Below are 26,261 nucleotides of genomic sequence, written 5' to 3'. Positions count from 1 at the left end.
GTAATCTCTTTGAGTTCGTTTAGTGATTGATTTCATAACACTCTCCAATTTAATCGTGGAAAAGTGTCAACCTTATTTAGGACGGGTCATCTTAAACTAAAAAAGCTAACAAGAACTGTTAGCTTTTTTATTGGGAGATTGTTTTGCAAAGGTTAATTATTGTTTTGTTGTTGAATCTCTTACAACCAGTTGAGGTACATATTGACTAAGTGTCTTTTTACTCTCTTGTTTTCGAATTTGTGTGATAAGTAGACTCGCTGCATCACGGGCTATTTCTGTATTTGGTTGATCTGCAGTTGTTAGCTTTGGCCAAGTTTGCCTTGAGAAAGGACTGTTCTCAAAACCAACTATGGATAACTGTTCAGGTATAGAAATATCCATAAGTCTTGCTGCAAATAATGCTCCAGCGGCAATTTCGTCATTACATGAGAAGATAGCTGTGGGCAATTTATCTTTATCTTTTTCATCCGACATAAGATTTTTAGCGCCCTGAACACCTGATTCAAATGAGTAATCACCTTCGATTACTAACTGTTTATCAAATTCAATGTCATTGGCTTTTAAAGCACGTCGATAACCCTTGTAACGTTCAATTGTAGACATATGCTCGGCATCACCAGCTATAAAGCCTATTTTTGAGTGTCCATTATCAATTAGGTGCTGTGTTATAGTTTGCGCTGCTTCTCTATCGTTGACCATAACACATGGCGTTAATTGATCAGGCGCTTCATCACCAGACATAATGCGAACAACTTTCACATCAAGTGCTAACATACGATTGACAAAATCAGGCATTTCAGAGAAAGGCGGTGTTAAAACCAAGCCAGCAGTGCGGGAATGCTTAAGCATACTAGTAACTTCGTCGGTGATGTCTTCTTTCTTTGAATCACAAGGATGAATGAGTAATTCAAAGCCTTGTTCCTTGCATGCTGATAATATACCTTCTTGCATATCAATAACATAATACGCATTTGGATTATCATAAACATACGCAATACTGAATGATTTAGTACCTGCTAAATTACGAGCAGAAAGGTTAGGTTGGTAATTTAATTCACTTACCGCTTCTTGCACTTTATCTCGAGTAACTTGACGAACCGAAGGCTCATTATTTATCACTCTTGAAACGGTTTTTATCGACACCCCTGCATGTTTCGCTACGTCGTTTATGGTCGCTTTCATGAATAATGTAAAACCTTAATCTGTATTATATTTTGTATACTATTTTGAGCACTAGGGTAGTGTTTCTTGGACAATGCAGCAATATCTAATGCCAGAATTATCTAAAAAAACGCACACCATTATACCTATTTAAACTTAATTGAATACTTATAGTAATTGACAGCGCTGTCATTATCTAATAGGGTAACATAAAACTTACCTTATGGCATAATGGTTCAGTTGAGTATTTGCTCGGTAGCCAAGTGAACGAACTTATTAATAAACAGGAATTATGATGACAGCACGTCAAACCTTATCAAGTTGGAAAAAATTACAACAACTTGCTCAAGTGAAAAAGTCGCAACATATGAACACACTATTTGCACAGGATAGTGAACGCTTTAATAAGTTTTCCATTGAGTTGCCTAACATGTTGCTAGATTACTCTAAGAACTTGATTGATAAAGAAACTGTCGATGGGCTATTAGCGTTAGCCGAAGAAACGCAAGTGTGTGAATGGCGCGAGAAGATGTTCTCAGGAGAGAAAATTAATAAAACGGAAGATAGAGCGGTGTTGCATACGGCATTACGTCGTCAAACTGATGAGCCATTATTTGTTGATGGTGAAAATATAACTGATCATGTTCAGCAACAATTAATCAAAATGGAAGCCTTCGTTAACCGAGTAAGAGAAGGGCACTGGAAGGGCTATTCAGGCAAGCGTATAACAGATATTGTTAATATTGGTGTAGGTGGCTCTAATTTAGGGCCACAAATGGTGACAGAAGCATTGAAACATTACAGTGATAATAGTGTAAATGTTCATTATGTTTCCAATGTTGATGGCGCCCAAATAGTCGAAATATTACGCCCACTGGATCCACAAAAAGTATTATTTATTGTTTCTAGTAAAACGTTTACCACGACAGAGACCATGACCAATGCCCGTACAGCAATAAAATGGTTAACAACTTCTTCTTTTGATGAATCCTCTGTTGCTAAACACTTTGTTGCGGTAACGGCTAATAAAGAAAATGCCATGGGCTTTGGCATTGAAAAAGATAACATATTTGATATGTGGGATTGGGTCGGCGGACGTTTTTCATTATGGTCTGCAATTGGTTTAGCCATTGCATTAGATTTAGGGTTTGAGAAGTTTAAAGAGTTACTAGAAGGTGCCCATGATATGGATCAGCACTTTATCAAAGCGCCTTTACAAAATAATATGCCTGCGATAATGGCCTTGATTAGTGTATGGAACACAACATTTTTAGGATCGCAGTCCCAAGCTATTCTCCCTTATGACCAAACGCTTCATATGCTAACCGCCTACCTTCAACAAGCAGAGATGGAAAGTAACGGTAAGTCAGTAACATGGCAAGGTGATGATGTAGATTATGCGACAGTACCTTCTATTTGGGGAGAGCTGGGTATAAATGGTCAACATGCTTTTTATCAATATTTGCATCAAAGTAATAATGTTGTGCCAGCCGATTTCATTGGCTCAGTGGAAAGTGTTACACCTGTTAAGGGACACCATGAAACATTAATGTCTAACTTTTTTGCTCAAACTCAAGCATTAATGGCGGGTGTTGATGAGCAACAGGTGCGCGCCGATCTTAAGGCTAAAGGCCGTACCCAAGACTATATTGATAAGGTCGCCCCGCATAAAGTTCACAAAGGTAATCGACCAACCAATACCATTTTATTAAAGCGTATCGATCCAAAGACATTAGGAAGCTTAATTGCCGCTTATGAACATAAGATATTTGTTCAAGGGATTATTTTACAAATATGTTCATTCGATCAATGGGGGGTTGAATTAGGTAAAGGTCTGGCTGCTGATATTCAGCAAGAGCTTGAGACAGATAATATATCAGAGCACCATGATTGCTCTACAGCAAGTCTAATGCGTTTTTATCAATCAGCCAAATAAGAAAGCCTAAAAGTATTGTTGATAATACTCAACAATAATAAAGCCATATTTTAAGGCCCAGTTATGTAAAAATAACTGGGCTTTTTTATGTAAACAGAAGTTTACTGCTGAAACTTTATTAATTTAATTTGAATAAATATACGGTAAATTCGTTTGTTTGCATTCTTTTTGAACGATATTTGATTGCATTTTGTCTTTATTTACAAAAACAGATTAAAAAAATAAATAGATTAAATGCTTGTAAATTAGTGGGTTAGTATATTGCAGGTTAGTTAGATGCAATTTTTTGTTAATTTAATCTAGCCAAATGTAAAAATAAGCTGTATGGTTTTAGGAGTTTTATGACAACGCTGTCATGTAAAAATGACAGCGTTGTCTAAAAGCCCGAAAATTATTATACTTAGTTATTAGAAATATTTTAAAAAACAAAACGTGTGTAAGGGAAAGTCGATGTCATCAAAAACATTTAAAAAAGGTATGTTAGCGAGTTCAATCGCTATGATCCTAGCAGGAGCATCATCTCAAGCTATTGCTGCCGATGAAGCTAATGCTGAAGTAAACAAAGACGAAGTAGAAGTAATTCAAGTTACTGGTATTCGTGGTTCTAACCGTGCAAGTGTTAATGCTAAACGCTTTAACGATGCTGTTGTTGATGCTGTTTCAGCTGAAGACATCGGTCAGTTCCCAGATTCAGATGTTGGTCAAGCGTTAGGTCGTATTCCTGGTGTGACTGTTGGTCGTTCATTTGGTCAAGGTTCTTCGGTTTCAATCCGTGGTACAGACCCAGTAATGACATTAACTACGTTAAATGGTCAAAATGTTGCTTCTACAGGTTGGTACGATCAATTAAACATTGACCGTTCATTCAACTACTCAATGTTACCGTCAGAATTAATTGGTGGCATGGAAGTTTATAAATCAAGCCAAGCAAACCTTGTTGAAGGTGGTATCGGTGGTACAGTAATCGTTAAAACACGCAAGCCATTAGATATGGATGCAAATACTGTTTACGCAGGTATTAAAGGTGAGTACGGTTCAATAAATGAAACTGTGTCTCCTGAATTCTCTGGTTTATACAGCTGGAAAAATGAATCAGAAACATTTGGTGTTTTACTTGCTGGTTCATATGTAGATCGTGAATACTTACGTGTGGGTACTGAGTCAGATTTAGATTGGGGTGGTCGTTCTTCGATTCAACCTTCAAGTTTCCTACAAAATCAAGAGCGCACTGCATTAGATGCGACTTTCCAATACCGTCCAACAGATAGCCTTGAGTTTGGCTTTCATGTTCTATCATTAGAGCTTGGTGCTGATAGTATTGGTGCAAATATGTACATCAATACAGACACTAACTGGGGTGCTGGTGAATCTAACTGTCAACAGTTCAACGCTGCTGGTGTTTGTACATTAAGTGATACGCCAGAAAGTGCACCAACTGATGTTTTCTTCCAAAACTGGGCACGTAAAGGTGAAATGACTTCTGAAACGTTTGAATTTAACGTTAATTATGAAGGTGACGGATTTGCTATTGCTGCTGTAGCTGGTAACACTTCAGCTGAAGGTGGTACTCAAATGAGTGCAAACTTTGGTTACGGTTGGTGGGGTGACAACTTCGGTCAAGTTAAATGGGCTGGTAAAGTTGATGCAACAGGTAAGCAAATTGATATTAACGGTCGTGATATGAGCTTCACACGTGATCAACTTGATACTACTGTTGGTACATCTCAGTGGACAGGTGTTCAAGGCCCTAACTCTGATGAAGAATCATATGTTCAGTTAGACGTAGACTTTGATATGGACCTAGGTGCTATTACTAAGTTTGAAACGGGTGTTCGTTACACAAGCCATGAGTTCCAAAAATCATTCTACAATGCACGTTACACAGACGCGCCAAACTCATTTAACACTGAAGATTTATACTCAGGTACAATGAAGTTAGGTGCTGCTGAATACACTATTCCTAAAGCAAACCTAGATGCAATGATCAATGGCACGCTTAGTTTAGTAGACCACTTTACTTATAACCGCCCAGGTTACGGTTTAATTGAAGAAGATAACTTCTCATTATACGGTATGTTTACTTTTGAAGGTGACGGTTTCCGTGGTAACTTCGGTTTACGTTATATCTACACAGACGTGACTTCAAGCGGTCATGAGATTGATAACTCGCCTGCTGATGATTTACCAGCAAACGCGGGTTGGAGTGAAGAAGTTATTAGCAAGAACGAAAGCTATAACGATGTATTACCAAGCTTTAACGTTGCATTTGACTTAGCTGATGACGTAATTATGCGCTTCTCTGCTGCACAAGCAATTACACGTCCTAGTTACGATAACTTATTCTTATCTGCTATCTCTGGTTACCCAGATGATCGTCAAGGTAACGAAGAAATCACTTACGGTTCACCAGGTTTATTACCTATGAAGTCTTCACAAGCTGACTTAAGTTTAGAATACTACTACGGTGACGGTAACTTAGTATCTGCTACTTACTTTGTTAAAGATATCAGCAACTTCATCGTTGCTTCTACAGAGTTTAACCAGCAAATAGGTGTACCAAACTTAGATATTGATCCAGAAGGCAATGTTGATGATTGGACAATTCATCAATATGAGAATGCAGGCGGCGGTACAATTGATGGTATTGAATTACAAATCAATCATGCTTGGGATAACGGTTTTGGTGTAAACGCTAACTACACATTCTCAGATGGTAAAGCACCAGCTTCTGTATATACTGATGCCATTGGTTCATTTACTGAATCTTCAGACCATACTGCTAACTTAGTAGGTTACTGGGAAAATGATGATTTCTCTGCACGTGCCGCTTATAATTGGCGTTCAGAGTACATGGTTCGTGAATATGGTAAGTACTATGGTAACCGTATGCATGATGACTTTGGTACATTAGATGTAACTGTAGGTTGGAATGCTACAGATAACATTCTTGTTAAGTTAGAAGTTGTTAACTTAACGGGTGAAGATGACATTCAGTACGGTGCAGCTGCTGCAGGTACTGATGTTAAGCCTGCCCTTCAAGAAGGTTACCCTACGTGGTCATTTAGTGGTGAAACCACATACAAACTTGGTGTTAGTTTCAACTTCTAATTACCGGTTGTAATGAAAAAACCCAGTTTTTACTGGGTTTTTTTTTATCTACTTCTGGCTCAATAATGAGCAATGTGGAATTTTAAAGTTAAGAGAGGTCGTGATGAAAATAAAACAGGTCGCTATTGTAGGTGCAGGTACTGCAGGATGGTTGGCTGCAAACCATTTAGGCAGCGAATTACAATCTGAAGATATTCAAATCACGGTGATTGAATCGGACAAAGTACCCACTATCGGCGTAGGAGAAGGAACAGTACCCTATATTATGAAAGGGCTTGAACGCTTTGGGATTTCAGAAGCTGAATTACTCGTGTCTTGTGATGCAACCTTTAAACAGGGCATTAAATTTGTTAACTGGATGAAGCCTACGCAAGAAGCCGAACACTTCTACTATCATCCATTTGATGCGCCATATCCTGGAGGCTTTGATGTTAGCAGGCATTGGCTAAACAATGAGCCTACTAGACCTTTTGATGATGTGGGTATCCAAGCAAGAATATGTGAATTGGGCCTTGCCCCTAAGCGGAAAAGTTCAGGTGAATATCAAGGTGATCTTGCTTATGCTTATCATTTCGATGCGGCTAAATTCGCAAAATTACTTGCTGATAATGCCAAGAAAAAATTTAATGTTAACCATATAATCGAAACCATCTCAGGTGTTAAAAAAGATAGAAATGGGAGCATTACTCATTTACTTACTGAAAGTAATGCCGAGCTCGCATTTGATTTTTATATTGATTGCAGTGGCTTTTCTTCGGTATTGATCGATAAAGAACTAAATGTACCTTTCATTAAAAAAGATAAAGAACTATTAACAGATACTGTACTGGTGCAACAAGTACCCGTAACTGAAGATGAAGAGTTAAACCCCTATACCACGGCAACCGCTCATAAAGCAGGCTGGGTATGGGATATTCCTCTCACCACTCGACGTGGAACAGGGTTTGTATATTCAAGTAAGCACATGTCTGAGGCTGAAGCTAAAGCCTGTTATGCTAAATATTTGGGGGTAAATGAAGAAGGTTTTACCCCGAGAAAAGTACCTATGGAGATAGGTTATAGGGAGTCCTTTTGGCAAAATAACTGTGTAGCCTTAGGATTAGCTCAAGGTTTCTTAGAGCCCCTAGAAGCCACGTCTATTCTATTGTCTGACTTTTCAGCCGAGTTATTAGCGAAAAACTTTCCAAGACAAACTGCTGATATTGAGTGTGCCAATACTTATTACAATAAAGTAGTTACCTATGCCTGGGAAAGAACTGTCGATTTCATAAAGCTTCATTATTGTTTATCTGATAGAGATGACTCAGCTTTTTGGCAAGAAAATAGAGAGCAGTCTTCTTTTTCTACTGAACTTAAGCAACGCTTAAATAAATTTAAACTTAGGCCGCCTCAGCAATCAGACTTTTTCAGTCGCTTTGATATGTTTGATGATAAGAACTTTTTGTATGTACTTTATGGCATGAACTTTACGACTAAAAAGAGCATTATCTCAGAACACGAACAAAGCCATAGTAAAAAGTTATTGGAACATAATGATCAATTAGTAAAACAAGCGGCAACTAATTTACTTAATCATAAAACGTGGTTGTACGGTTTAAAAAAAGCAATGTTAAATAGACAGTAATAAGAATGGAATATTATGCTGCATATAGCATTTTATACTAGATAATCATAACCGAACTTAGCTGCACTAATGTCGGTTATGATAAATACTATGTTGATCAGTTAACTAGTTAGATGTTTTAGCTTGTTTATGTGCCAGTCGATTGATTTGGTGAATAGAGGTTAAGTGGGCATATATCAAAGGTAATAAGCCTTTATTACGTAGCTCGTTAAATTCTTCATTAGGTAATTCGTTTAACTTTTTCTCATCTATCATATAGAGGCCATTAATCGTTAATGGCTTATCTGCTAACTTGACTGTTAGTTGTTGGGTAATGAGTAATTCTTTTTGGTTAAATAACTGTGTAATGGCCATTGTTTGCTGGCTAAAACTAACCATGTCTATTAGGAATTGAGAGCGTTGTTTAAGGAAATCGGTTTGCTCGCCTTTGTCATCAAACAAAGCGTTCCCTTCGGCAGATATTAAATTACTGTCAGAATCAATACAGATGGTAACTTCATCACTTTCTTGGTTGTGTTTGGTAAGTGAAAAAGGAGCTGTTTGAAAATTCATTGGTAATACGGCACTGTCAAAGTCTTTTTGCTGACAATATAAATTAACCCCTTCTGTTAACCCCATCATAGCGACAGGTAAGAATTGCCCGGTATCACCATTTTTTACAAAAACAATAGGAAATTCAGTTGCCATGGCGGAAAACTCCTGAACAACCACTGGGATCAAATGTTGTGCTTTGAAGCGGCTAAAATCATTGTGAGTACTGACTTTAATATCTTTATGTACTTCATTATGTAAAGGGATGATGTTAGTCATAAGGTAATACTACTCTTTTGGGGGAGCTATTGTTCATCTCGATTTTGAATATAAAAATTAATCTTGATTATCCAACATGCCCTCGTTAATAAACGCATTAGCATTTTATAGCATAAAACAAATCCTGCTATTAGCTAATATTGATAGTTAGCATATTTAATTTTGACAGCGCTGTCAAAATTATGGATTATGGGTATAATAAAATAAGTGCTAGTTATTATTTTCATCAAACATTGAAGTTATATCTATGGGTTTTCAAATGAACAAAAATTTTTTAGTGTTATCGGTAATTGCGACTCTCAGCATAGTAGGCTGTAATGAAGCCGTTCAAAACGAAGTGTTACAGGTTAATGAGTCTGTGCAAGAAAGTGAGAGGCTAATCGCGCTACATTCGGCAACTCAGACTGATATCGATGATATTGCAAAAAATTTAGATGTGAGTTATCAAGTCGTTACAAACGTTCCATCAGAAAAATGCGATAAAGAAATTGCTAATGGTGCCTGTTTTGAAGTGGAATTAACTTTTAAAGCACAGCAAGGTATTGATGCGAAGGACTGGAGTATTTATTTCAGTCAGATAGCGCCCATTCAATCATTTGAAAGTAAAGAGTTTGAAGTAAAGCATATCAATGGCGATATGCACCAAATAACCTTACAAAACAGTTATTCAGGTTTTAAAAAAGCTGAAAGTAAAACCTTATTATTTAGGGCAATGTTTTGGTCACTATCTGAATCAGATCCTATGCCCAACTATATAGTTGAAGCACCGAATACCAAAGCGCAAGTGATTGAAAGCACTAAAGCGGTTATAGATACGGATACAGGCTTAGAGATATTACCTCATGTCATTGCATTTACTGATAAAGAAAAGCAGTTTAAAAGATCTGCCAACGATAAAACGCAATGGTTAAATAGTGCTGGTTTATATAAGCGCAATGACGCGATGTTTTCAGCCGCTGATGTTAGCGATACTCAAGTGTCCCAAACCATCATTCCAACACCGAAAGAAGTCATATTCGATAGTAATAATGCGGTTGTCGATATCAGTAATGGCTTTAATCTTATGCTAGGTAATGTGAAGCAGTCAGATGTTGATGCAGCATTGTCTCGTTTAGTACTGTTATCTGTTAATGTTGGTTCAGATAAACAGGCTTTACCATTAAAGCTTGCCATTGAAAGTGATGAGAATAAAGCCATTGGGAGTTATCAATTATCTGTTACTTCAACAGGAGTAATAGTTACTGGTGTAGATGGTAATGGTGTGTTTAATGGTTTGCAGTCATTGGCCGCATTAGTTGAGGTAGGCAAAGGAACTATTCCTATTGTTGAGGTGGTTGATGAGCCGCATTATAGCTTTCGTGGCATGCTTGTTGATGTCGCTAGAAACTTTCACTCTAAAGCGTTCATCTTAAATTTATTAGAGCAAATGGCTGCTTACAAATTGAATAAACTTCATTTGCATCTTGGTGATGATGAGGGCTGGCGACTTGAAATCCCAAGTTTACCTGAATTAACCGACATTGGTTCTAAACGCTGTTTTGATACACAAGAACAAACTTGTTTAATGCCGCAGCTAGGTGCTGGTGTTGACCCTTCAAGTAAAGTTAATGGCTACTATAGTGTTGCTGACTATCAAGAAATTTTACAAGCAGCCACCGCACGTCATATCCAAGTGATCCCTTCATTAGACATGCCGGGCCATTCACGCTCTTCAGTTAAAGCAATGACGGCACGCTTTAATAAGTTTCAACAAACAGAAGAAGAATTAAAAGCAAAACAATATTTACTCGATGATTTTAATGACACAACAAAATATTCATCAGTTCAATTTTATTCTGATAACACCATTAATGTTTGCTTAGAATCTTCTTACGATTTTGTTATAGAGGTAATGAGTCAAGTTAAGGCAATGCATGCCGAGGCTGGGCAACCATTAACTCGCTATCATATTGGTGCTGATGAAACAGCAGGTGCATGGGTTGATTCACCAGCCTGTAAAGCCTTTGTCGCTAATAATGATAAAGGTATTACCGATATGAAAGAGCTAGGTGCTTATTTCATTGAGCGAGTTGCCGGTATTTTATCTGACTTAGATATTGAAACTGCAGGATGGAGTGATGGTATGGAACATACTCGTAAAGAGAATATGCCCGCTATTGTTCAAGCTAATGCCTGGGATGCCTTATTCTGGAGTGGCCATGACAAAGTACACACATTAGTAAATAGAGATTGGCAAGTTGTTGTTTCTAGTCCTGATGCGCTTTATTTTGATTTCCCTTATGAGGCGGATCCAAAAGAGCATGGTTACTACTGGGCTTCGCGTCATACCAATACTGAGAAAGTATTTCAGTTTATGCCTGATAACTTACCAGTTCATGCTGAGTTTTGGTTAGATAGAGAAGGCAATCCTTATGAAGCTGACGATAGTAAAATCCCCATGAAAAGTGGTACTAGCTTTTTAGGAGTTCAAGGGCAGCTTTGGAGTGAAAATACGCGAAGCGATGATATGGTCGAGCATAAAGTATTTCCACGGTTATTGGCATTAGCTGAACGTGCTTGGCATTTTGCTGATTGGGCCGTACCTTATAATTATGAAGGTGCTAAGTATAGTCAACAAACTCGTACATTCACCCAAGAAAAGCAACAAGCGAGAGATAAGCAATGGCGCTTATTTGCAACCACCTTAGGTCATAAAGAATTTGCCAAGCTAGAACTTGCTAATATTGACTATCGTTTGCCGACTGTAGGCGCGATAGTGAAAGCTGGCAAGTTACATGCGAATGTAGCTTTTCCTGGACTAGCAATTGAGTTTCAAGAAGGGGAAGGCAAGTGGCAGCTTTATCAAGAGCCAATTGCGGTAAAAGATAAGGTAAAAGTTAGAAGTGTAAGTGTGAATGGTCAACGTCGCAGTAGAACTGTTGATGTTATAACGAGCAAGCCATAAGCAATACAGCAAATATGGCGAATTACATACGATAACATCGCCATATCCTTATAATATTGAATCGAAAAAAGTAAAAATGTTCAAAATTGTAAAAAAACAAATGACAACGCTGTCATTTATCGATAAGATGAAATAAATTCAATATTAAAAAGCTTTGGTAGCATTTATTCATTGTGCAAAGCAAAGCTCATAGATTAAGAACAGTTTAAATGAGGTCGGTATGCTGACAAGCAGTGACAATAAAAGTGAGTTATTTTTAGGTATCGATGGCGGTGGTAGTAAATGTAAGGCCATTGTCATGAATAAAGATAATGAAATACTAGGTACAGGAATATCTGGTCCTGGTAATCCATTGCATGGCTTTGAGCAAGCGACTAACTCGATTACTGAATCAGCAAAAATGGCGCTTGAAGATGCAGGTATGCCTGATACGCCATTAAGTGACTTAGTGGCAGGCGTTGGCCTTGCGGGGGTCAACTTACCCGTACTTTTTGATAAAATGGCTGAGTGGCAACATCCTTTTAAGCAGATGTTTCTTGCAACCGATTTACTAATTGCCTGTTTAGGTGCACACCAAGGTAACGATGGCGCGGTAATGATTTCTGGTACTGGATCATGTGGTTTTTCTTGTATCGATGATGAAGAATTTATTATTGGTGCTCATGGCTTTCCACATGGTGATAAAGGTAGTGGCGCATGGTTTGGCTTACAAGCGGCTAAACAAGTGCTGTTATCATTAGATGGTGTTGTTTCGCCGTCTATTATGAATGATGTTTTACTTGCTAAATTAAACTGTAAAGATGATACCGAGTTAGTTGAAGCAATAGCAGGTAAAGTTGCCACTTACTATGCACAGTTAGCTAACTTAGTGTTTGACGCTGCTGAGCAAAGTGACAAAATCGCTTTAGGTATTGTTGAAGAAGGGGCAGAGTATATCAACAGTATTGCACGCACGTTACTTGCAAAACAGCCTCCTCGTATCTCTATGATCGGTGGCTTAACACCTAGGTTAAAACCCTGGTTAGCTAAAGATATTCAAGCTCAATTGGCTGAACCATTGAGCCCGCCAGAGGTAGGGGCGGTTCTGTTTGCTAGAAAGACGCTTGCTAAGCAGCAACAAAAATAATTAGCAAAGTAAATACAATAATGTAGGGTGAGCTGCTAACTTATTAAGCTCGTGCTACTTTTTAGGATTATAAATGACTTCAATACGCTTTCATGCACATCGATTATTTGACGGTGAACAGTTTCATTCTGATCAGGTATTAACGATTGAGCATGGTAAAATTGTTAGCATAGATTTAAATACAGATAAGGCTGATCTTGTTTCTAAAGAGCTTGTTGTTCCAGGTTATATTGATTTACAAGTGAATGGTGGTGGCGGAGTCTTATTTAATGATTCTCCTAGTATAGATAAACTCACAGCCATGATGATGGCTCATGCTAAGTTTGGCACGACTGCCATGCTGCCGACTTTAATTACCGATAAAGTCTCTGTCATGTCTCAAGCTGCAGATGTTATTGCACAAGCTATCAATGAAAAAGTACCTGGTATTGTTGGTGTTCATTTTGAAGGGCCTCACTTATCGGTAGCAAAAAAAGGCACTCATTGTGCAGACTTTATCAGACCAATATCTGAAGCCGAGTGGCAAGTGTTGTCTCGTAAAGATATCGGGCAAATCCTTGTTACTGTTGCGCCAGAAACAGTATCGGCTGCAGAAATTGAAAAAATGGTTTCGTTGGGTATTTTAGTGTGTCTTGGGCACACCAATGCAGATTATGAAACTACAGAAAAAGCAGTAAAAGCGGGAGCCACAGGGTTTACTCACTTATTCAATGCAATGTCACCTCTACAAGGGCGCGAGCCTGGAGTTGTCGGGTGTGCACTGTTAAACGATAACACGAGTTGTGGTTTGATTGTTGACGGACATCATGTTGATTATGCAAGTTGTCAATTAGCCATTAAAACAAAGCCACAAGGGCAAGTGTTTTTAGTTACGGATGCTATGCCGCCTGTTGGCACAGATCAAACAGAGTTTGCGCTGTATGATCGCACTGTATACGTTGAGAATGGTAAATTAACCTCAACAACGGGTGAGTTAGCAGGCTCCTCACTAGATATGGCAAGTGCAGTGAAAAATGTTCACTTAAAGTTAGGTTTAACTTTAAGTGAAGCTATTCGTATGGGGAGTTTGTACCCTGCAAAATATCTTTACCAAAATAATGCAATGCAACGTGGCAAGTTGTGTGTGGGTATGCAGGCGGATTTGCTAATGCTAAATGATGATTTAAGTGTGAAAGAAACTTGGATCAGTGGAAAAAAAATATAAATACGCAAGAACTAAAAGAATAATTATAAATTTTACAATAAGTAAATTACGAGGAAGTTATGGAAATGTCTGTACCACAAGAGAAACCACAAAGTAATGCTTTGCCAATGGCAATCGTTGCAGGGTTATTTTTTATTTTAGGTTTTGCTACCTGGTTAAATGGCTCGTTAATGCCATACCTGAAACAAATCCTGCAGTTATCGCCTTTTCAAGCATCATTGATACTATTTTCTTTCTATATCGCGGTAACATTTACAGCTTTACCCTCTGCAGCAGTCATTCGAAAAGTTGGTTATAAAAGTGGTATGGCTTTAGGTATGGCGACAATGATGGTTGCTGGCTTATTATTTATTCCCGCAGCCAAAACACAGTTTTTCCCGCTATTTTTATTTGCGCAGCTTGTTATGGGGGCAGGGCAAACATTACTGCAAACTGCGGTAAATCCTTATGTTGTAAGGATTGGCCCAGAAGAGTCCGCAGCAGCAAGGATCTCAATTATGGGGATTCTAAATAAAGGAGCAGGTGTTGTTGCACCTATTGTGTTTACTGCATTAATTCTAAGTGGTTTTTCTGATACGTCGGCGGGCGAATTATCGTCTAGCCAAATCGACGCAATGGCCGATGCATTGGTTTATCCCTATTTAGGCATGGCATTATTTATTGGCTTTCTTGGTTTTGCTGTTAAAAAGTCTCCTTTGCCTGAATTAGAAAGTGAAGCTGAAGAAGGTGAGAATAAAGGCCACATTAAAGAAGCGCTTGCTCATCCAAATTTAGCATTAGGTGTACTAGCGTTGTTTTTCTACGTCGCTGTTGAAGTTATTGCTGGGGATACCATTGGTACATTTGCTTTATCATTAGGCGTAGAAAATTACAGCGTAATGACTTCATACACTATGGGTTGCATGGTTATTGGTTATATTTTAGGTATTGTACTAATTCCTCGTTTTGTCTCACAGCAAATGGCACTGACAGTTTCGGCTGTGTTAGGCATTTTGTTAAGTTTAGGTGTTGTTTTAGGCGATAATAACTCTTTCGCCATTGCGAATGCTTTGTCCTTTATCCTTGGTGATGCACAGTTCCCTGATACCTTAATTTTGATCGCTTTCTTAGGTTTAGCTAATGCCATTGTTTGGCCTGCGGTATTTCCATTAGCGCTTTCAGGTATGGGTAAATTAACCAGTGTAGGCTCGGCATTGCTTGTTATGGGTATTTCAGGTGGTGCTTTTGGGCCATTATTCTGGGGCTTAGCAAGTGGCAGCTCAATGGGGCAGCAAGGTGGCTATATCGTTATGTTGCCTTGTTACGCTTTTATCCTTTTTTATGCGGTAAAAGGCTGCAAAATGCGAAGCTGGAACTAAGACGTGTTATTTGGGTGTTTCTGTGAATGTTAATCACAGGTCAATAGAATTACTAAGCATATGTGGTTTTATGCTTAGTTACTTTCTCTAAATGCTTAGTTGAAAACTATTTTTGCTAAGCAGGTTGAGGGTGCGTTAAACGGTCATTTGGTCGACCTCGAGATTAGTTCGCTATCTCGAGGTTTTTTTATGCCTTATTTCAATGGGAATGAAAGTCTAAAGCAATAAAGAATAAGGTATTTCTAATCAGTGTTGAAAACGTTCTTGTCTGGTACAGTCAGGTATCACCTACTGCTCATGCTACTTTATCATTAGCGTTGTGGAATGGAGCCATGGACAACGAAATTAAATTTACTTGTTTAAAAAGGATGTAAAATATGAGTGAAGTAAACCGTGAAGTAACAGTCATTTACTGTAGCGATGATGACCTAGAGTTATATCAATAAAAAACGCGAGTAATGCATACTCGCGTTTTTCTTTTTAATAGCGATGAGGTTTTTTAACCTTTGCTCTCAAGCTGCTTTTCACTATAAGAAGTTTTCTTATGGCCTTTACCTTCAGACTCAGCTAGCTCTGCTGGCATATAATTTTCATCATGTTTGGCTAATACTTCACTCGCTTCAATGCTTAGGCCAGTAACATTATGATTAACTAGCTCGCCATTAGCGACAATACCTTGACCTTCACGAAATAAGTCAGGCAATATTCCTTCATAGTAGACCGTAGTCATCGGGTCGCTTTCATTGAACTCTATTGGGGTTTTCATGTCTGCCAATTTAAATGAGACTTTTAAGTTTTCTGGGTCACGCTTAACTGAACCAGGCACTACTAGACCGCCAATGCGGATACGTTGCCCAAGACTTGGTTTTAATCCCGTATCTTTTTTACCTTGAGTAAGCTCGGAAGGGGTATAAAACAAATCAATATTTTGACTTAACGCATATAAAACTAAGCCTGCAACTGCGCCAATACCTATTAACACTGAACCTACAATGGCAAGACGCTTTTTACGACGTGGATTCATGAAATTTCCTTAAATAAATAAAACTAAATTCTTAATTACAACGGGTTAACTAGTCGCTTGCTCAGCTTCATCTTGTGCTGAGCTTGCTTGTTGTTTTCTTAATTCTCTGGCTTGACGCAATTTATCTTCACGCTGCTTTTGTTTAGCAATATTATTAATGATTTTTTGGTGGTCTGCTTTAGAGCTGATCAATAAAATAACTAATAATAGTGCTGAAACACCAAAAGAAAGCCAAACATAGAAACCATAACCACCCATATTGATAAATTCACTAAAACTATTAAATTGCATTTGTGCTCTCCAATTTATCTATATTATTTATGAGTTGCTCGTGCACTGACTAATTCACGTACCCAAGGTCGGATGCTATTACGAGCCAATATTTCATTTCTAAATCTATAACAAACAATTACGGCAACTAACATTGCAAAGCCTAAGAAGCAGAATAAGAACGGCCATAACATATCAAGTGACATTGACGGTTTACCCAGTTTACTTACTGTGGAGCCTTGGTGAAGGGTATTCCACCATTCAACAGAATATTTAATAATAGGTAAGTTTATTGAGCCCACTAAGGTAAGAATGCCTGCGGCTTTACCGGCTAAATTTTTATCTTCAAAGGCACTATGTAACGCTATAACACCTAAATAAAGAAATAATAAAATTAATTCTGAAGTTAATCTTGCATCCCAAATCCACCATGTCCCCCACATTGGCTTACCCCAAGCAGATCCTGTTAATAGTGCAATGGCAGTAAATACGGCACCCACAGGTGCCATAGCTGCGGCAGAAGCATCCGCTAATTTTAATTGCCAAACTAAGCTACATAAAGCAGCAATAGCCATACCGAAATAAATGCCCATAGATAATGAAGCAGCGGGTACATGAATATAGAAAATCCTGAAACTATCACCTTGTTGGTAATCAGCTGGGGCAAATAATAAAGCCCAAACTAATCCTATTGAAAGCAAAATTGCAGCAAGAGCGCTGAACCAAGGTAATAAACGTCCAGTGAAGTGATATGACACTTCAGGGTTTGCATAAGGGTGTAACCATTTCCACATTAGTTAGTACTCACTTTTAAAGCAGCTCCAACGGCGAATGGAGCAAGTGTTAAAGAGCCAAAAAATAGCGCAGCAATGATAGCAAGTTGTCCACTATAAGGTAAACCAATCGATGCGGTATCAATTGCGCTGGTAGCAAAAATTAAAACGGGTATATACAAAGGGAGAACCAGTAAGCTAAGTAGTACTCCTCCTTTTTTTATGCCAACAGTTAAAGCAACCCCCACGGCGCCTAATAGGCTTAATACGGGAGTGCCTAGTAATAAGGTCAGAATAAGGGCACCATAACTTTGCTCATTTAAATGTAGAAGTACAGCGAGTAATGGAGCGATAAAAATGAGTGGCAAGCCAGTAATTAACCAGTGAGCAACAACTTTGGCAAGCACCAGCAAAAATATGGGATGTGGGCTAAGTAGCATTTGCTCTAAAGAGCCGTCATTGTAATCAGACTTAAATAATCTATCCAATGATAATAAGGTAGCTAGTAGTGCAGCGACCCAGATAATTCCTGGGGCAATTTGACTTAAGGTATTTGCTTCAGGCCCGATACCCAAAGGAAACAATGTAACCACAATGATGAAAAATAAAAGAGGGTTAATAATATCGTCACGATGGCGAAGTGCTATAGTAATGTCACGTTTTAGCACGAGGAAAAAAGCATCACGATAAGATAAGCTCTTCATTTGAGAGTGTGTCATGGTGATTTTTTCTGATGATTCAAGTGATGTTTCAGCTTGCTCAGTGAGTTCTGATTTAATGGTCATATGCTATCTCAATTCATTACTCAAAGGCATAGTCTAAGGTGATTTTCTTAACTTTGTCACTCGAAATAGCGAGTAAATCTTGATGGGTTGTTAAGATGACGCAGCCGCCTTGCTCAGCATGTTCCGTAAATCGCTGCTCTAAACTAGCAACCCCTTGCTTATCAATAGCAGTAAAAGGTTCATCTAATATCCATATTGGGGCTTGGCTTTGGTAAAGTCTTGCAAGGGCAATACGTCGATGTTGGCCTGCACTCAAATGAGATGCCAAGCTATCTTCAAAGCCTAATAAGTTTACATGAGCTAAATCGTCATGAGTTTCGCTGGTGTCTAAGCCGTGAAGAGCTAAATTAAACGATAAATTCTCTTCTGCGCTCATTTCGCCTTTGACTCCAGGCAAATGGCCAAAATATAGCAGGTTCTCATGATATTCTTCGCGACATTGGCTAATCGCGGTCTGTTTAAAGAGAACGTTGCCTTCATAGGGCTGTGAAAGTCCGGCTAAAATTCGCAGTAAACTAGTTTTACCTGAACCATTTGGCCCTTCTACTTGCACAATATCACCCGCGTTAATTTCTACATTTAAATCATCAAATAACAACCTGTCTTCTCTAATACAGGTTAAATTCTCGCCTTTAAGTAGGATGTTGTTATGTGTTGATGGAGTAGAGTTTGGCAATGGATTCACTTTTGTATTCTTTTATGATGCTACGCTATATAAGGTATGCAGCAGATCTTAACCCATGTTTGTCGAATAATTCTTGATATGGATCGTATAAACTATTTGCATGATATCATACCATAGCCACCGAAAAGCAAGTTAATAAAGATGTGAAAAGTTGTAACATTCTGAAACAACTTACCTGAAAGATTTAAGCTAAAATTTTACGCTTGAAAATGTTAGCATTGCGACATTATTTTTATAACCCCTTACTGATTATGCTTTTAGAAGAGTAACCTGGAATCTTGGGATATGTTCTTAAAGTAGATGCGGAGAGATAAATGATACCTGATCTGGTACCAATACTTATACCTGAACTAGGCCACTTTGCCTTGATCATAGCACTCGCTTTTGCCATTTGTTTAAGCATAGTGCCATTGATTGGCTTACATAGTTCGCAGCAAAGTTCACTGAAAAAATTAATGCATTATGCTAAACCATTAACCTTTGGCATGTTTATTTTTACTGCGATAAGTATTTGTATATTGGCTTATTGTTTTGTTGTTGATGATTTTTCAGTCAAATACATTGCGAGTCATTCAAATAGTCACTTACCATATTATTTTAAAATTAGTGCTGTCTGGGGTGGCCATGAAGGGTCATTATTACTTTGGGTATTTTCACTTACTGCCTGGACTGTTGCCGTTGCAAGGTTCTCCAAAGGTATTGAAGAAGAGTTTATAACACGTGTTCTTGCCGTAATGGGTATGATAGCGGTTGGCTTTATTGCTTTTACCTTATTGACTTCAAACCCATTTGAGCGCCTGTGGCCTAATGTCCCAATGGAAGGTCGAGATTTAAATCCGTTGTTACAAGATATTGGTTTAATCATTCACCCTCCTTTACTTTATTTAGGTTATGTTGGTTTTGCTGTCGCTTTCGCATTTGCTGTTGCTGCGTTAATGTCAGGCAAAATGGATGCAGCATGGGCGCGTTGGTCACGTCCATGGACTGTAGGAGCGTGGATGTTTTTAACATTAGGTATCGCACTAGGTAGTTGGTGGGCGTACTATGAACTAGGCTGGGGCGGTTGGTGGTTCTGGGATCCTGTTGAAAATGCGTCATTCATGCCGTGGTTAGTCGGTACAGCACTTATCCATTCTTTAGCTGTAACGGAGAAGCGTGGCACCTTTAGAAACTGGACTATTTTATTAGCTATATTTGCATTCGGTTTGAGTTTACTCGGGACGTTCTTAGTACGTTCAGGTGTCATTACTTCAGTGCATTCATTTGCGGCAGATCCGTCACGAGGTATCTTTATTTTGATGCTACTAGCCATTGCAATGGGCGGTGCATTAACACTCTATGCTTTTAAAGCAAGTGCCGTATCTAGTTTCTCACGTTTTGCTTTTTATTCCCGTGAAACAGCTTTATTACTTTGTAATGTTATTTTAGTGGTTGCCACGGTTACCGTGTTACTTGGTACACTTTATCCTTTACTGGTTGATGCGTTAGGTTACGGAAAGATTTCTGTAGGGCCTCCATATTTTAATGCAGTGTTTATACCTATTATGAGTTTCCTATTCGTAGTTATGGGTATAGGGCCACTTATTCGTTGGAAAAAAGCGAAATCAGGTGAGCTTCGCAAGCAGTTATTTAAGCCATCTATTATTAGTGTAGCCTTAGGTTTGCTATTCCCAGTTGTTTACGGTGGAGAATTTAACGCGCTAGTAAGTATGGGAATGATTTTAGCTATTTGGGTATTCCTTGTTGTTATTAAAGAAGTATTAAATCAATACAAACAATCAGGAAAATTAACTATGAGTCATGTCGGCATGGCTGTGGCACATACAGGCATTGCCGTAACGATTGTTGGTGTCACTATTGTTTCTATGTATGAAAGTGAATCAAACATTAGAATGGCTGTGGGTGAAAAAGTTGAAATCTCTGGTTATCAGATTGAATTTAATGGCATCAAACAGGTAGAAGGCCCTAATTATAGCGCGGAACAAGGCCAAATTAATGTTTACCAAAACGATAATTTTGTAGCGCTATTAAAGCCTGAACGCAGAGCGTATCGTGTACAAACCATGGGTATGACAGAAGCAGGAATTGATCCTGGTTTGTTCAGAGATGTTTATGTCGCCTTAGGAGATCCATTGCCTGACGGTGCTTGGGCAATTCGTGTACATTACAAACCTTTTGTTCGTTGGATTTGGCTTGGCGCCATTTTTATGAGTATCGGTGGTATTTTATCAATGTTTGATAAACGTTATCGTCAACGTAAAACATCGAAAGCAAGTAAGACAGTAATTGCGGATGCCGTCACAAACCCTGTGATGAACCCACAAGCAACTAAGGTGTCATGATGAATAAATTAATTCGTTTTATTCCACTCATTTTAGTACTAGCTTTAGGTGTGGTGTTATATCGCGGTTTGTCATTAAACCCACAAGATATGCCGTCAGCTTTGGTGGGTAAACCAATACCAAGCTTTTCATTACCTACTTTGAATAATGCTGAAAGAATCGTATCCGCTCAGGACTTAACAGGGGAAATCGTGCTGTTGAATGTATGGGCAACTTGGTGCCCTACATGTAAATATGAGCACCCTTACCTTGTTGATATTGCGAAAAAATCAGAGTTGAAACTGTATGGTTTGAACTATAAAGATGAACGTAATGCTGCCCAAGAATGGTTGACTCATTATGAAGACCCTTATGTATTTTCAATTTTTGATGAAATTGGTACATTGGGGCTAGATCTTGGTGTTTATGGAGCTCCGGAAACGTTTGTTATAGATCATCATGGCATCATTAGAAAACGATTTGCCGGTGCAATTGATACACGCGTATGGCGTACTGAATTTGAGCCGCTAATTGCGCAAATTATTGCTGAAAGAAAACAGGGAGAATAGCGATGAGTTCTTTAATGCGTATTATGATTAACGTGGCTATAGTGGCTGCTGTTTCCCTTGCAAGTTCATTAAATGATGTTAATGCAAGTCCTGTAGATACTTATGAGTTTAAAGATGAAGTAACGAAAATTCGCTTTCAAGCATTAAGTAAAGAATTACGTTGTCCAAAATGTCAGAACCAAAACTTAGCTGATTCTAATTCTCCTATTGCGGCAGATTTACGCCGTGAATTGTATGAATTATTGCAACAAGGCAAAGCTGATAGTGAAATTGTTGATTTTATGGTTAATAGGTATGGTGAGTTTGTTCTTTATCGTCCCAAGGTATCAGAATTAACGTATGTTTTATGGTTTGGCCCTGCAATTCTAGTGTTATTAGGTCTTGTAATCGTCGTTTTAATTGTGAGACGAAAGCCAGCCAAAAAAGAAGAATTGGCACTAACCTCAGAGCAGCAAGATAAACTCAAGCAGCTATTAAAAGATAAATAGAGTATTAAGAAGATAGTATTATGGAATTTTTACTGATTAGCCTTGCCTGCTTGATTTTGTTATTAGGTATTATATGGCGTCCGTTTTTTAAACAATATAGTAATAACTCGTCAGCAGATGTTGTTGACATGAGCCTTCGTGAACAAACTAATATTGACTTGTACCACGAACATAAGAAAGAAATTGAACAAGATTATGCTGACGGTGGTATTGATGAAGAAAACTATCAATACTTATTAGCCGAACTTGATAACACCTTGCTGCAAGATATTGAAAGCAATCAAAGTGGTACTGACGCTGCTGAGTTACAAAGCCGTGAAAAGTTGATGTCTATATTTTGGCCTGTCGGTTTAAGCTTATTTATGCTGATTTTTGCTTTTGGAGTTTATCAAAAGCAAGGTATTTTCGATAAGTTAACCCAAATGCCACCGCAAGATAGCCAACATCAAGCGATGTCTTCTGAAGAAGCACAAATGCAACGTCACGAACAAGCCATTGCTTATATAAAAGAGTTGCAACAGCATCTTGAAAAAGAACCTAAAGATAGTGAAGCATGGTATAACCTTGGTCAAGCTTATATTAGTGTTGCTGATTTTGATGCTGCTATTGCTGCTGTTGATGAAGTTATCAAACTGGAGGGGGAGCATGCAGACCTTGTCGGTGTTAAAGCCCAGGCAAGTTATTATCGTAATAATCAGCAAATTGATGAGCAGGTTCAGCAGTATATTGATAAAGCGTTAGCGTTAGATCCACAAGATCCTTCTACTAATATTTTACTAGGTATGCATAATTTCATTGAAACCAATTACCAACAAGCTATTAAGCATTGGCAGCTGGTTATTGATTCGAATAAACCTGGGGTTAATATTGCGGCATTGCAAGAAGCGATAGCTGAAGCGAACAAGCGAGCGGGTATGCCTTCGTCGGTTCAGGCAGAAGTGGCAGGCCCTAAGCTATCGATTAATGTTGAACTTTCTGCAAACATTGCTCAAACATTAGCTAATGGTGATGATAAAGTTGTTTTTGTTTATGCAATACCAACTGATGGTAGGCGTATGCCGTTAGCAGCGGTAAAAATTATGGCGAGTGACTTACCTAAAGTGGTTGTTTTGAATAATCAACAAGCGATGACACCAGAAAGTAATTTAAGTAGTGTTGAGCGAGTTCATATTTATGCCGTGGTCTCGAATCAAGGTGGCGCAGGTATTAAGCCAGGAGATTTCAAAGGCGAAATATTAAATATTGATGTGAATAACGAAGACACTCTTAATTTACAAGTCGATAAACTTGTAGAATAGCGATATTGCTTAGTTGTTAAGAATAAATATTAAGGCGGCTTTTTGTCGCCTTTTCTTTCTAATGGAATGATTCATGAAATCTAGATTTTCTGCTAGTGCAAAGACAAGCCCTGAAAACAATAAGGTTGGAGTTTTACTCACTAATTTAGGCTCTCCTGATGCTCCTACAGCCAAAGCACTACGAGTGTATTTAAGAGAGTTTTTATCTGATCCAAGAGTTGTAGAAATCCCAAGGCTTATTTGGCTATGTATCCTTCACGGCATTATTTTGCGTATTAGGCCGGCAAAGTCAGCAAAGTTATATGAAAGTATTTGGCAAGACGAAGGCGCTCCTCTTATTACGATAAGTCAAAAACAGCAGAAAAAAATACAACAAATATTAACCAACGAGTATGGCGATAATGTTGTGGTAGAACTTGCTATGCGCTATGGCAATCCAAGCATTTCTAGTGCTTTACGTTCATTTCAACAACAAGGTATAAGTCATTTAGTCATTTTACCGCTTTACCCTCAATATGCCTCACCGACCACAGGTTCAACGTTTGATGCTCTTAGTCAGGAAATCAAACAATGGCGCTGGGTGCCTACCTTACACTTTTTAAGTGGCTACCATACTCATAAAGGTTATATCTCAGCACTCGCTAACAGCGTTATAGAACACATTAATGAACATGGCGTTCCCGATAAGCTTGTACTTTCATATCATGGTATGCCAGAAGCTTTTAGAGAGTGGGGCGATCCATATTATGACATGTGTATTGAAACAACATCATTGCTTTTAGCAGAGCTGATGCAAAAAACGACTCTGTTAGAAAATAATATCATGTCAACATTTCAATCTCGTTTTGGTAAAGCGCCATGGTTGCAGCCATATACTGATGAAACGTTATCTGAGTTGCCAGCACAAGGAAATAAACATATTGCTATTTTAAGTCCTGCTTTTAGTGCGGACTGTTTAGAAACATTAGAGGAGTTGGTTCATGAAAATAGAGAGATCTTTATCGAAGCTGGTGGTGAGCAGTATCACTATATTACCGCTTTAAATGATAGAGATGATCATGTTAATGCCCTTGCAGATGTAATTAAACCAAGTTTATATAGTATTAAAAAATAGTCATTAACTGTATTTGCCTTACTCCTACAATTAGGTATACTGTTTTTATATACAGTTAATTGGTGTGGGATACTTCAACATGGCTCAACTTCGTAAGATAATTCATATTGATATGGACTGTTTTTACGCAGCGGTAGAAATGCGTGATTTCCCAGAGTACCGCAATATTCCCCTCGCTGTTGGTGGAGATGGTCCTCGAAGTGTGCTTTGCACGTGTAATTATCAAGCACGTCAATTCGGTGTACGCTCTGCCATGTCAGCAATTAAAGCTAAACAACTTTGTCCTGAGCTTAAAATTGTTCATGGTCGAATGGATGTCTATAAAGAAACGTCTGAGCATATTAGAGAAATTTTCTCACGTTACACACAGTTAATTGAGCCATTATCCCTTGATGAAGCCTTTCTTGATGTGACAGATACAACAAAATTTCAGGGGAGTGCAACCTTAATTGCTCAGCAAATACGACAAGATATATTTCAAGAATTGAATTTAACGGCATCGGCTGGTGTTGCACCTAATAAATTTTTGGCGAAAATTGCCAGTGATGAAAATAAGCCCAACGGCCAGTTTGTAATCACACCAAATAAAGTCTCAGAATTTGTTGAAGAACTTTCTTTAAAAAAAATCCCCGGTATCGGGCCGAAAACATTTGAAAAACTTCAACGTCATGGCTTTAGAACCTGTAAAGATATCAGAGGTAGTGAAGTAAAAAGCTTACAGCCTATTGTTGGAAAGTTTGCCCATACGTTATTTTTAAAAGCGCACGGTGTTGATCATCGAGCATTAGAAGTCTGTAGGCAAAGAAAGTCATTGGCTATTGAAACTACGTTACCTGAGGATATTATCTCAGAAGATGAATGTATTGAGGTGATTGAATCACTTTATGAGAAGCTTTTAGCAAGATTAGATAAGCACACTAATCGTCATATTGTTCGCCAAGGGATCAAGTTAAAATTTAATGACTTTAACCAAACAACGGTTGAACAACAAAGTCATAGTTGCCAGAAAACTGTTTTCAAGCAGTTATTGCCAAAGGCGTTAGCGAGGTCTAATAACCGTGGTATAAGGCTGGTTGGCTTAACGTTAGGTTTTTCGCAAGAATCAGATAGTGACTTGCAACTTACCTTGCCAAACTTTTAATATTAACACTGGAATAAACATTGAAAAGTACTGCCTTACAATGTGCTGTTGGGTTACTCGCAAGGCGAGAATACTCAGAGCTGGAAATTCAGCAAAAATTAAAGCAAAGAGAATATCAACAAAGTGATATTGATGCAGCCATCGCTCAATTATTAAAAAAAAACTATTTGTCAGACGATCGGTTTGCTGAAACCGTGTGTCGTTATCGTTCAAATAGAGGCTATGGCTGGCAATATATTGCTAATGAACTTAAACAAAAGGGAGTTTGTTCAACAATTATTCATCAATTGCATAAAAACTGTGAAATTGATTGGTATCTTCAAGCTGAGCTTGCGTATAATAAGCGTTTTGGTATAAAGACCATTTTCGATCAAAAAGATAAAGCCAAAAGAATACGATTTTTACAATACCGTGGATTTTCCACCGAGGAAATTTTAACGGTAGTGAACGCCAACTACGCTTATGAGTAAGTGAGCGAAGCATGATGTAGAGGTAGTCTAATGAATAAAAGTGCTACCCAGT

At 38.3% G+C, this 26,261-nt stretch carries 21 protein-coding genes; 14 read left to right on the top strand and 7 right to left on the bottom strand.

What is annotated here, in order from left to right; all coding sequences use genetic code 11:
* Positions 1 to 156: 156 nt before the first annotated feature.
* A complete protein-coding gene (locus EPA86_RS01220) occupies positions 157 to 1,182 on the bottom strand; it encodes a LacI family DNA-binding transcriptional regulator (protein ID WP_140601057.1) in 1,026 nt (341 codons plus the stop codon).
* 274 nt (positions 1,183 to 1,456) lie between these two features.
* Here EPA86_RS01220 and pgi point away from each other — a divergent pair, with 274 nt between their 5' ends.
* The 3 genes from pgi (at position 1,457) to EPA86_RS01205 (ending at position 7,829) form a co-directional block, all read left to right on the top strand.
* Complete coding sequence (pgi, locus tag EPA86_RS01215) at positions 1,457 to 3,097, top strand: glucose-6-phosphate isomerase (protein WP_140601055.1); 1,641 nt, start codon at positions 1,457 to 1,459, stop codon at positions 3,095 to 3,097.
* 450 nt (positions 3,098 to 3,547) lie between these two features.
* The gene (locus tag EPA86_RS01210; protein WP_140601053.1) at positions 3,548 to 6,205 is read left to right on the top strand and encodes a TonB-dependent receptor; all 2,658 of its coding nucleotides are present in this window, start codon (positions 3,548 to 3,550) and stop codon (positions 6,203 to 6,205) included.
* Positions 6,206 to 6,308: 103 nt separating this feature from the next.
* The gene (locus EPA86_RS01205; RefSeq protein ID WP_140601081.1) at positions 6,309 to 7,829 is read left to right on the top strand and encodes a tryptophan halogenase family protein; all 1,521 of its coding nucleotides are present in this window, start codon (positions 6,309 to 6,311) and stop codon (positions 7,827 to 7,829) included.
* A 105-nt stretch (positions 7,830 to 7,934) separates the two neighbouring features.
* Here EPA86_RS01205 and EPA86_RS01200 read toward each other — a convergent pair whose 3' ends face one another.
* A complete protein-coding gene (locus EPA86_RS01200; RefSeq protein ID WP_140601051.1) occupies positions 7,935 to 8,639 on the bottom strand; it encodes a SapC family protein in 705 nt (234 codons plus the stop codon).
* Between the two features lie 259 nt (positions 8,640 to 8,898).
* On the opposite strand from EPA86_RS01200, the gene EPA86_RS01195 reads away from it, so the two are divergent.
* The 4 genes from EPA86_RS01195 (at position 8,899) to nagP (ending at position 15,271) form a co-directional block, all read left to right on the top strand.
* Positions 8,899 to 11,583 carry a family 20 glycosylhydrolase gene (locus EPA86_RS01195; protein WP_246058188.1) on the top strand — a complete coding sequence of 895 codons (2,685 nt, stop codon included), beginning with the start codon at positions 8,899 to 8,901 and terminating at the stop codon, positions 11,581 to 11,583.
* A gap of 220 nt (positions 11,584 to 11,803) precedes the next feature.
* Complete coding sequence (gene nagK, locus EPA86_RS01190) at positions 11,804 to 12,709, top strand: N-acetylglucosamine kinase (protein ID WP_140601047.1); 906 nt, start codon at positions 11,804 to 11,806, stop codon at positions 12,707 to 12,709.
* A 73-nt stretch (positions 12,710 to 12,782) separates the two neighbouring features.
* Positions 12,783 to 13,913, top strand: coding sequence for an N-acetylglucosamine-6-phosphate deacetylase (gene nagA, locus EPA86_RS01185; protein WP_140601045.1), 1,131 nt, complete (start codon positions 12,783 to 12,785; stop codon positions 13,911 to 13,913).
* 65 nt (positions 13,914 to 13,978) lie between these two features.
* Positions 13,979 to 15,271, top strand: a complete 1,293-nt coding sequence (gene nagP, locus EPA86_RS01180; protein WP_140601079.1) for an N-acetylglucosamine MFS transporter NagP — start codon at positions 13,979 to 13,981, stop codon at positions 15,269 to 15,271.
* Between the two features lie 499 nt (positions 15,272 to 15,770).
* Here the strand turns inward: nagP and ccmE are convergent, their stop codons facing one another.
* The 5 genes from ccmE to ccmA form a co-directional block, all read right to left on the bottom strand.
* A complete protein-coding gene (gene ccmE / locus EPA86_RS01175) occupies positions 15,771 to 16,295 on the bottom strand; it encodes a cytochrome c maturation protein CcmE (protein WP_140601043.1) in 525 nt (174 codons plus the stop codon).
* A 45-nt stretch (positions 16,296 to 16,340) separates the two neighbouring features.
* Entirely contained in the window at positions 16,341 to 16,586 is a 246-nt protein-coding gene (gene ccmD / locus EPA86_RS01170) for a heme exporter protein CcmD (protein WP_140601041.1), read from the bottom strand.
* A 23-nt stretch (positions 16,587 to 16,609) separates the two neighbouring features.
* Positions 16,610 to 17,359 carry a heme ABC transporter permease gene (locus EPA86_RS01165; RefSeq protein WP_140601040.1) on the bottom strand — a complete coding sequence of 250 codons (750 nt, stop codon included), beginning with the start codon at positions 17,357 to 17,359 and terminating at the stop codon, positions 16,610 to 16,612.
* Positions 17,359 to 18,042 (bottom strand): heme exporter protein CcmB, encoded by a 684-nt coding sequence (gene ccmB, locus EPA86_RS01160; RefSeq protein ID WP_140601077.1) that lies wholly within the window; start codon positions 18,040 to 18,042, stop codon positions 17,359 to 17,361. The genes EPA86_RS01165 and ccmB overlap by 1 nt, the downstream gene beginning before the upstream one ends.
* 97 nt (positions 18,043 to 18,139) lie before the next feature.
* A complete protein-coding gene (gene ccmA, locus EPA86_RS01155; RefSeq protein WP_246058192.1) occupies positions 18,140 to 18,799 on the bottom strand; it encodes a cytochrome c biogenesis heme-transporting ATPase CcmA in 660 nt (219 codons plus the stop codon).
* A gap of 323 nt (positions 18,800 to 19,122) precedes the next feature.
* On the opposite strand from ccmA, the gene EPA86_RS01150 reads away from it, so the two are divergent.
* From EPA86_RS01150 to recX, 7 genes are all read left to right on the top strand, one after another.
* Positions 19,123 to 21,150, top strand: a complete 2,028-nt coding sequence (locus tag EPA86_RS01150; RefSeq protein WP_140601039.1) for a heme lyase CcmF/NrfE family subunit — start codon at positions 19,123 to 19,125, stop codon at positions 21,148 to 21,150.
* The gene (locus EPA86_RS01145; protein WP_140601037.1) at positions 21,150 to 21,698 is read left to right on the top strand and encodes a DsbE family thiol:disulfide interchange protein; all 549 of its coding nucleotides are present in this window, start codon (positions 21,150 to 21,152) and stop codon (positions 21,696 to 21,698) included. Before EPA86_RS01150 ends, EPA86_RS01145 begins: the two co-directional genes overlap by 1 nt.
* Positions 21,699 to 21,700: 2 nt before the next feature.
* On the top strand, positions 21,701 to 22,186 hold the full coding sequence (locus EPA86_RS01140) for a cytochrome c-type biogenesis protein (protein ID WP_246058187.1): 486 nt from the start codon (positions 21,701 to 21,703) through the stop codon (positions 22,184 to 22,186).
* A 20-nt stretch (positions 22,187 to 22,206) separates the two neighbouring features.
* Positions 22,207 to 23,484: a c-type cytochrome biogenesis protein CcmI gene (ccmI, locus tag EPA86_RS01135; RefSeq protein WP_140601035.1), complete on the top strand. Its 1,278-nt coding sequence runs from the start codon at positions 22,207 to 22,209 to the stop codon at positions 23,482 to 23,484.
* Between the two features lie 73 nt (positions 23,485 to 23,557).
* Positions 23,558 to 24,598 (top strand): ferrochelatase, encoded by a 1,041-nt coding sequence (gene hemH, locus EPA86_RS01130; RefSeq protein WP_140601033.1) that lies wholly within the window; start codon positions 23,558 to 23,560, stop codon positions 24,596 to 24,598.
* A gap of 79 nt (positions 24,599 to 24,677) precedes the next feature.
* On the top strand, positions 24,678 to 25,739 hold the full coding sequence (gene dinB, locus EPA86_RS01125) for a DNA polymerase IV (protein WP_140601031.1): 1,062 nt from the start codon (positions 24,678 to 24,680) through the stop codon (positions 25,737 to 25,739).
* Positions 25,740 to 25,759: 20 nt separating this feature from the next.
* Positions 25,760 to 26,209: a recombination regulator RecX gene (gene recX, locus EPA86_RS01120; RefSeq protein WP_140601029.1), complete on the top strand. Its 450-nt coding sequence runs from the start codon at positions 25,760 to 25,762 to the stop codon at positions 26,207 to 26,209.
* The last annotated feature ends 52 nt before the right edge of the window (positions 26,210 to 26,261 follow it).

Source organism: Litorilituus lipolyticus (assembly GCF_006439335.1).
Taxonomy (GTDB): Bacteria; Pseudomonadota; Gammaproteobacteria; order Enterobacterales; family Alteromonadaceae; genus Colwellia; species Colwellia lipolytica.
This window is presented reverse-complemented; position numbering and strand designations above follow the sequence as displayed.

Bases quoted from the DNA above. Each gene is read 5' to 3' on its own strand.
- pgi (WP_140601055.1), top strand. From the start codon at position 1,457: ATGACAGCACGTCAAACCTTATCAAGTTGGAAAAAATTACAACAACTT.
- EPA86_RS01140 (WP_246058187.1), top strand. From the start codon at position 21,701: ATGAGTTCTTTAATGCGTATTATGATTAACGTGGCTATAGTGGCTGCT.
- EPA86_RS01220 (WP_140601057.1), bottom strand. From the start codon at position 1,182: ATGAAAGCGACCATAAACGACGTAGCGAAACATGCAGGGGTGTCGATA.
- nagP (WP_140601079.1), top strand. From the start codon at position 13,979: ATGTCTGTACCACAAGAGAAACCACAAAGTAATGCTTTGCCAATGGCA.
- nagA (WP_140601045.1), top strand. From the start codon at position 12,783: ATGACTTCAATACGCTTTCATGCACATCGATTATTTGACGGTGAACAG.
- EPA86_RS01205 (WP_140601081.1), top strand. From the start codon at position 6,309: ATGAAAATAAAACAGGTCGCTATTGTAGGTGCAGGTACTGCAGGATGG.
- EPA86_RS01150 (WP_140601039.1), top strand. From the start codon at position 19,123: ATGATACCTGATCTGGTACCAATACTTATACCTGAACTAGGCCACTTT.
- nagK (WP_140601047.1), top strand. From the start codon at position 11,804: ATGCTGACAAGCAGTGACAATAAAAGTGAGTTATTTTTAGGTATCGAT.
- ccmB (WP_140601077.1), bottom strand. From the start codon at position 18,042: ATGAAGAGCTTATCTTATCGTGATGCTTTTTTCCTCGTGCTAAAACGT.
- ccmI (WP_140601035.1), top strand. From the start codon at position 22,207: ATGGAATTTTTACTGATTAGCCTTGCCTGCTTGATTTTGTTATTAGGT.
- EPA86_RS01195 (WP_246058188.1), top strand. From the start codon at position 8,899: ATGAACAAAAATTTTTTAGTGTTATCGGTAATTGCGACTCTCAGCATA.
- EPA86_RS01165 (WP_140601040.1), bottom strand. From the start codon at position 17,359: ATGTGGAAATGGTTACACCCTTATGCAAACCCTGAAGTGTCATATCAC.
- dinB (WP_140601031.1), top strand. From the start codon at position 24,678: ATGGCTCAACTTCGTAAGATAATTCATATTGATATGGACTGTTTTTAC.
- ccmE (WP_140601043.1), bottom strand. From the start codon at position 16,295: ATGAATCCACGTCGTAAAAAGCGTCTTGCCATTGTAGGTTCAGTGTTA.
- EPA86_RS01200 (WP_140601051.1), bottom strand. From the start codon at position 8,639: ATGACTAACATCATCCCTTTACATAATGAAGTACATAAAGATATTAAA.
- EPA86_RS01145 (WP_140601037.1), top strand. From the start codon at position 21,150: ATGAATAAATTAATTCGTTTTATTCCACTCATTTTAGTACTAGCTTTA.
- ccmD (WP_140601041.1), bottom strand. From the start codon at position 16,586: ATGCAATTTAATAGTTTTAGTGAATTTATCAATATGGGTGGTTATGGT.
- EPA86_RS01210 (WP_140601053.1), top strand. From the start codon at position 3,548: ATGTCATCAAAAACATTTAAAAAAGGTATGTTAGCGAGTTCAATCGCT.
- hemH (WP_140601033.1), top strand. From the start codon at position 23,558: ATGAAATCTAGATTTTCTGCTAGTGCAAAGACAAGCCCTGAAAACAAT.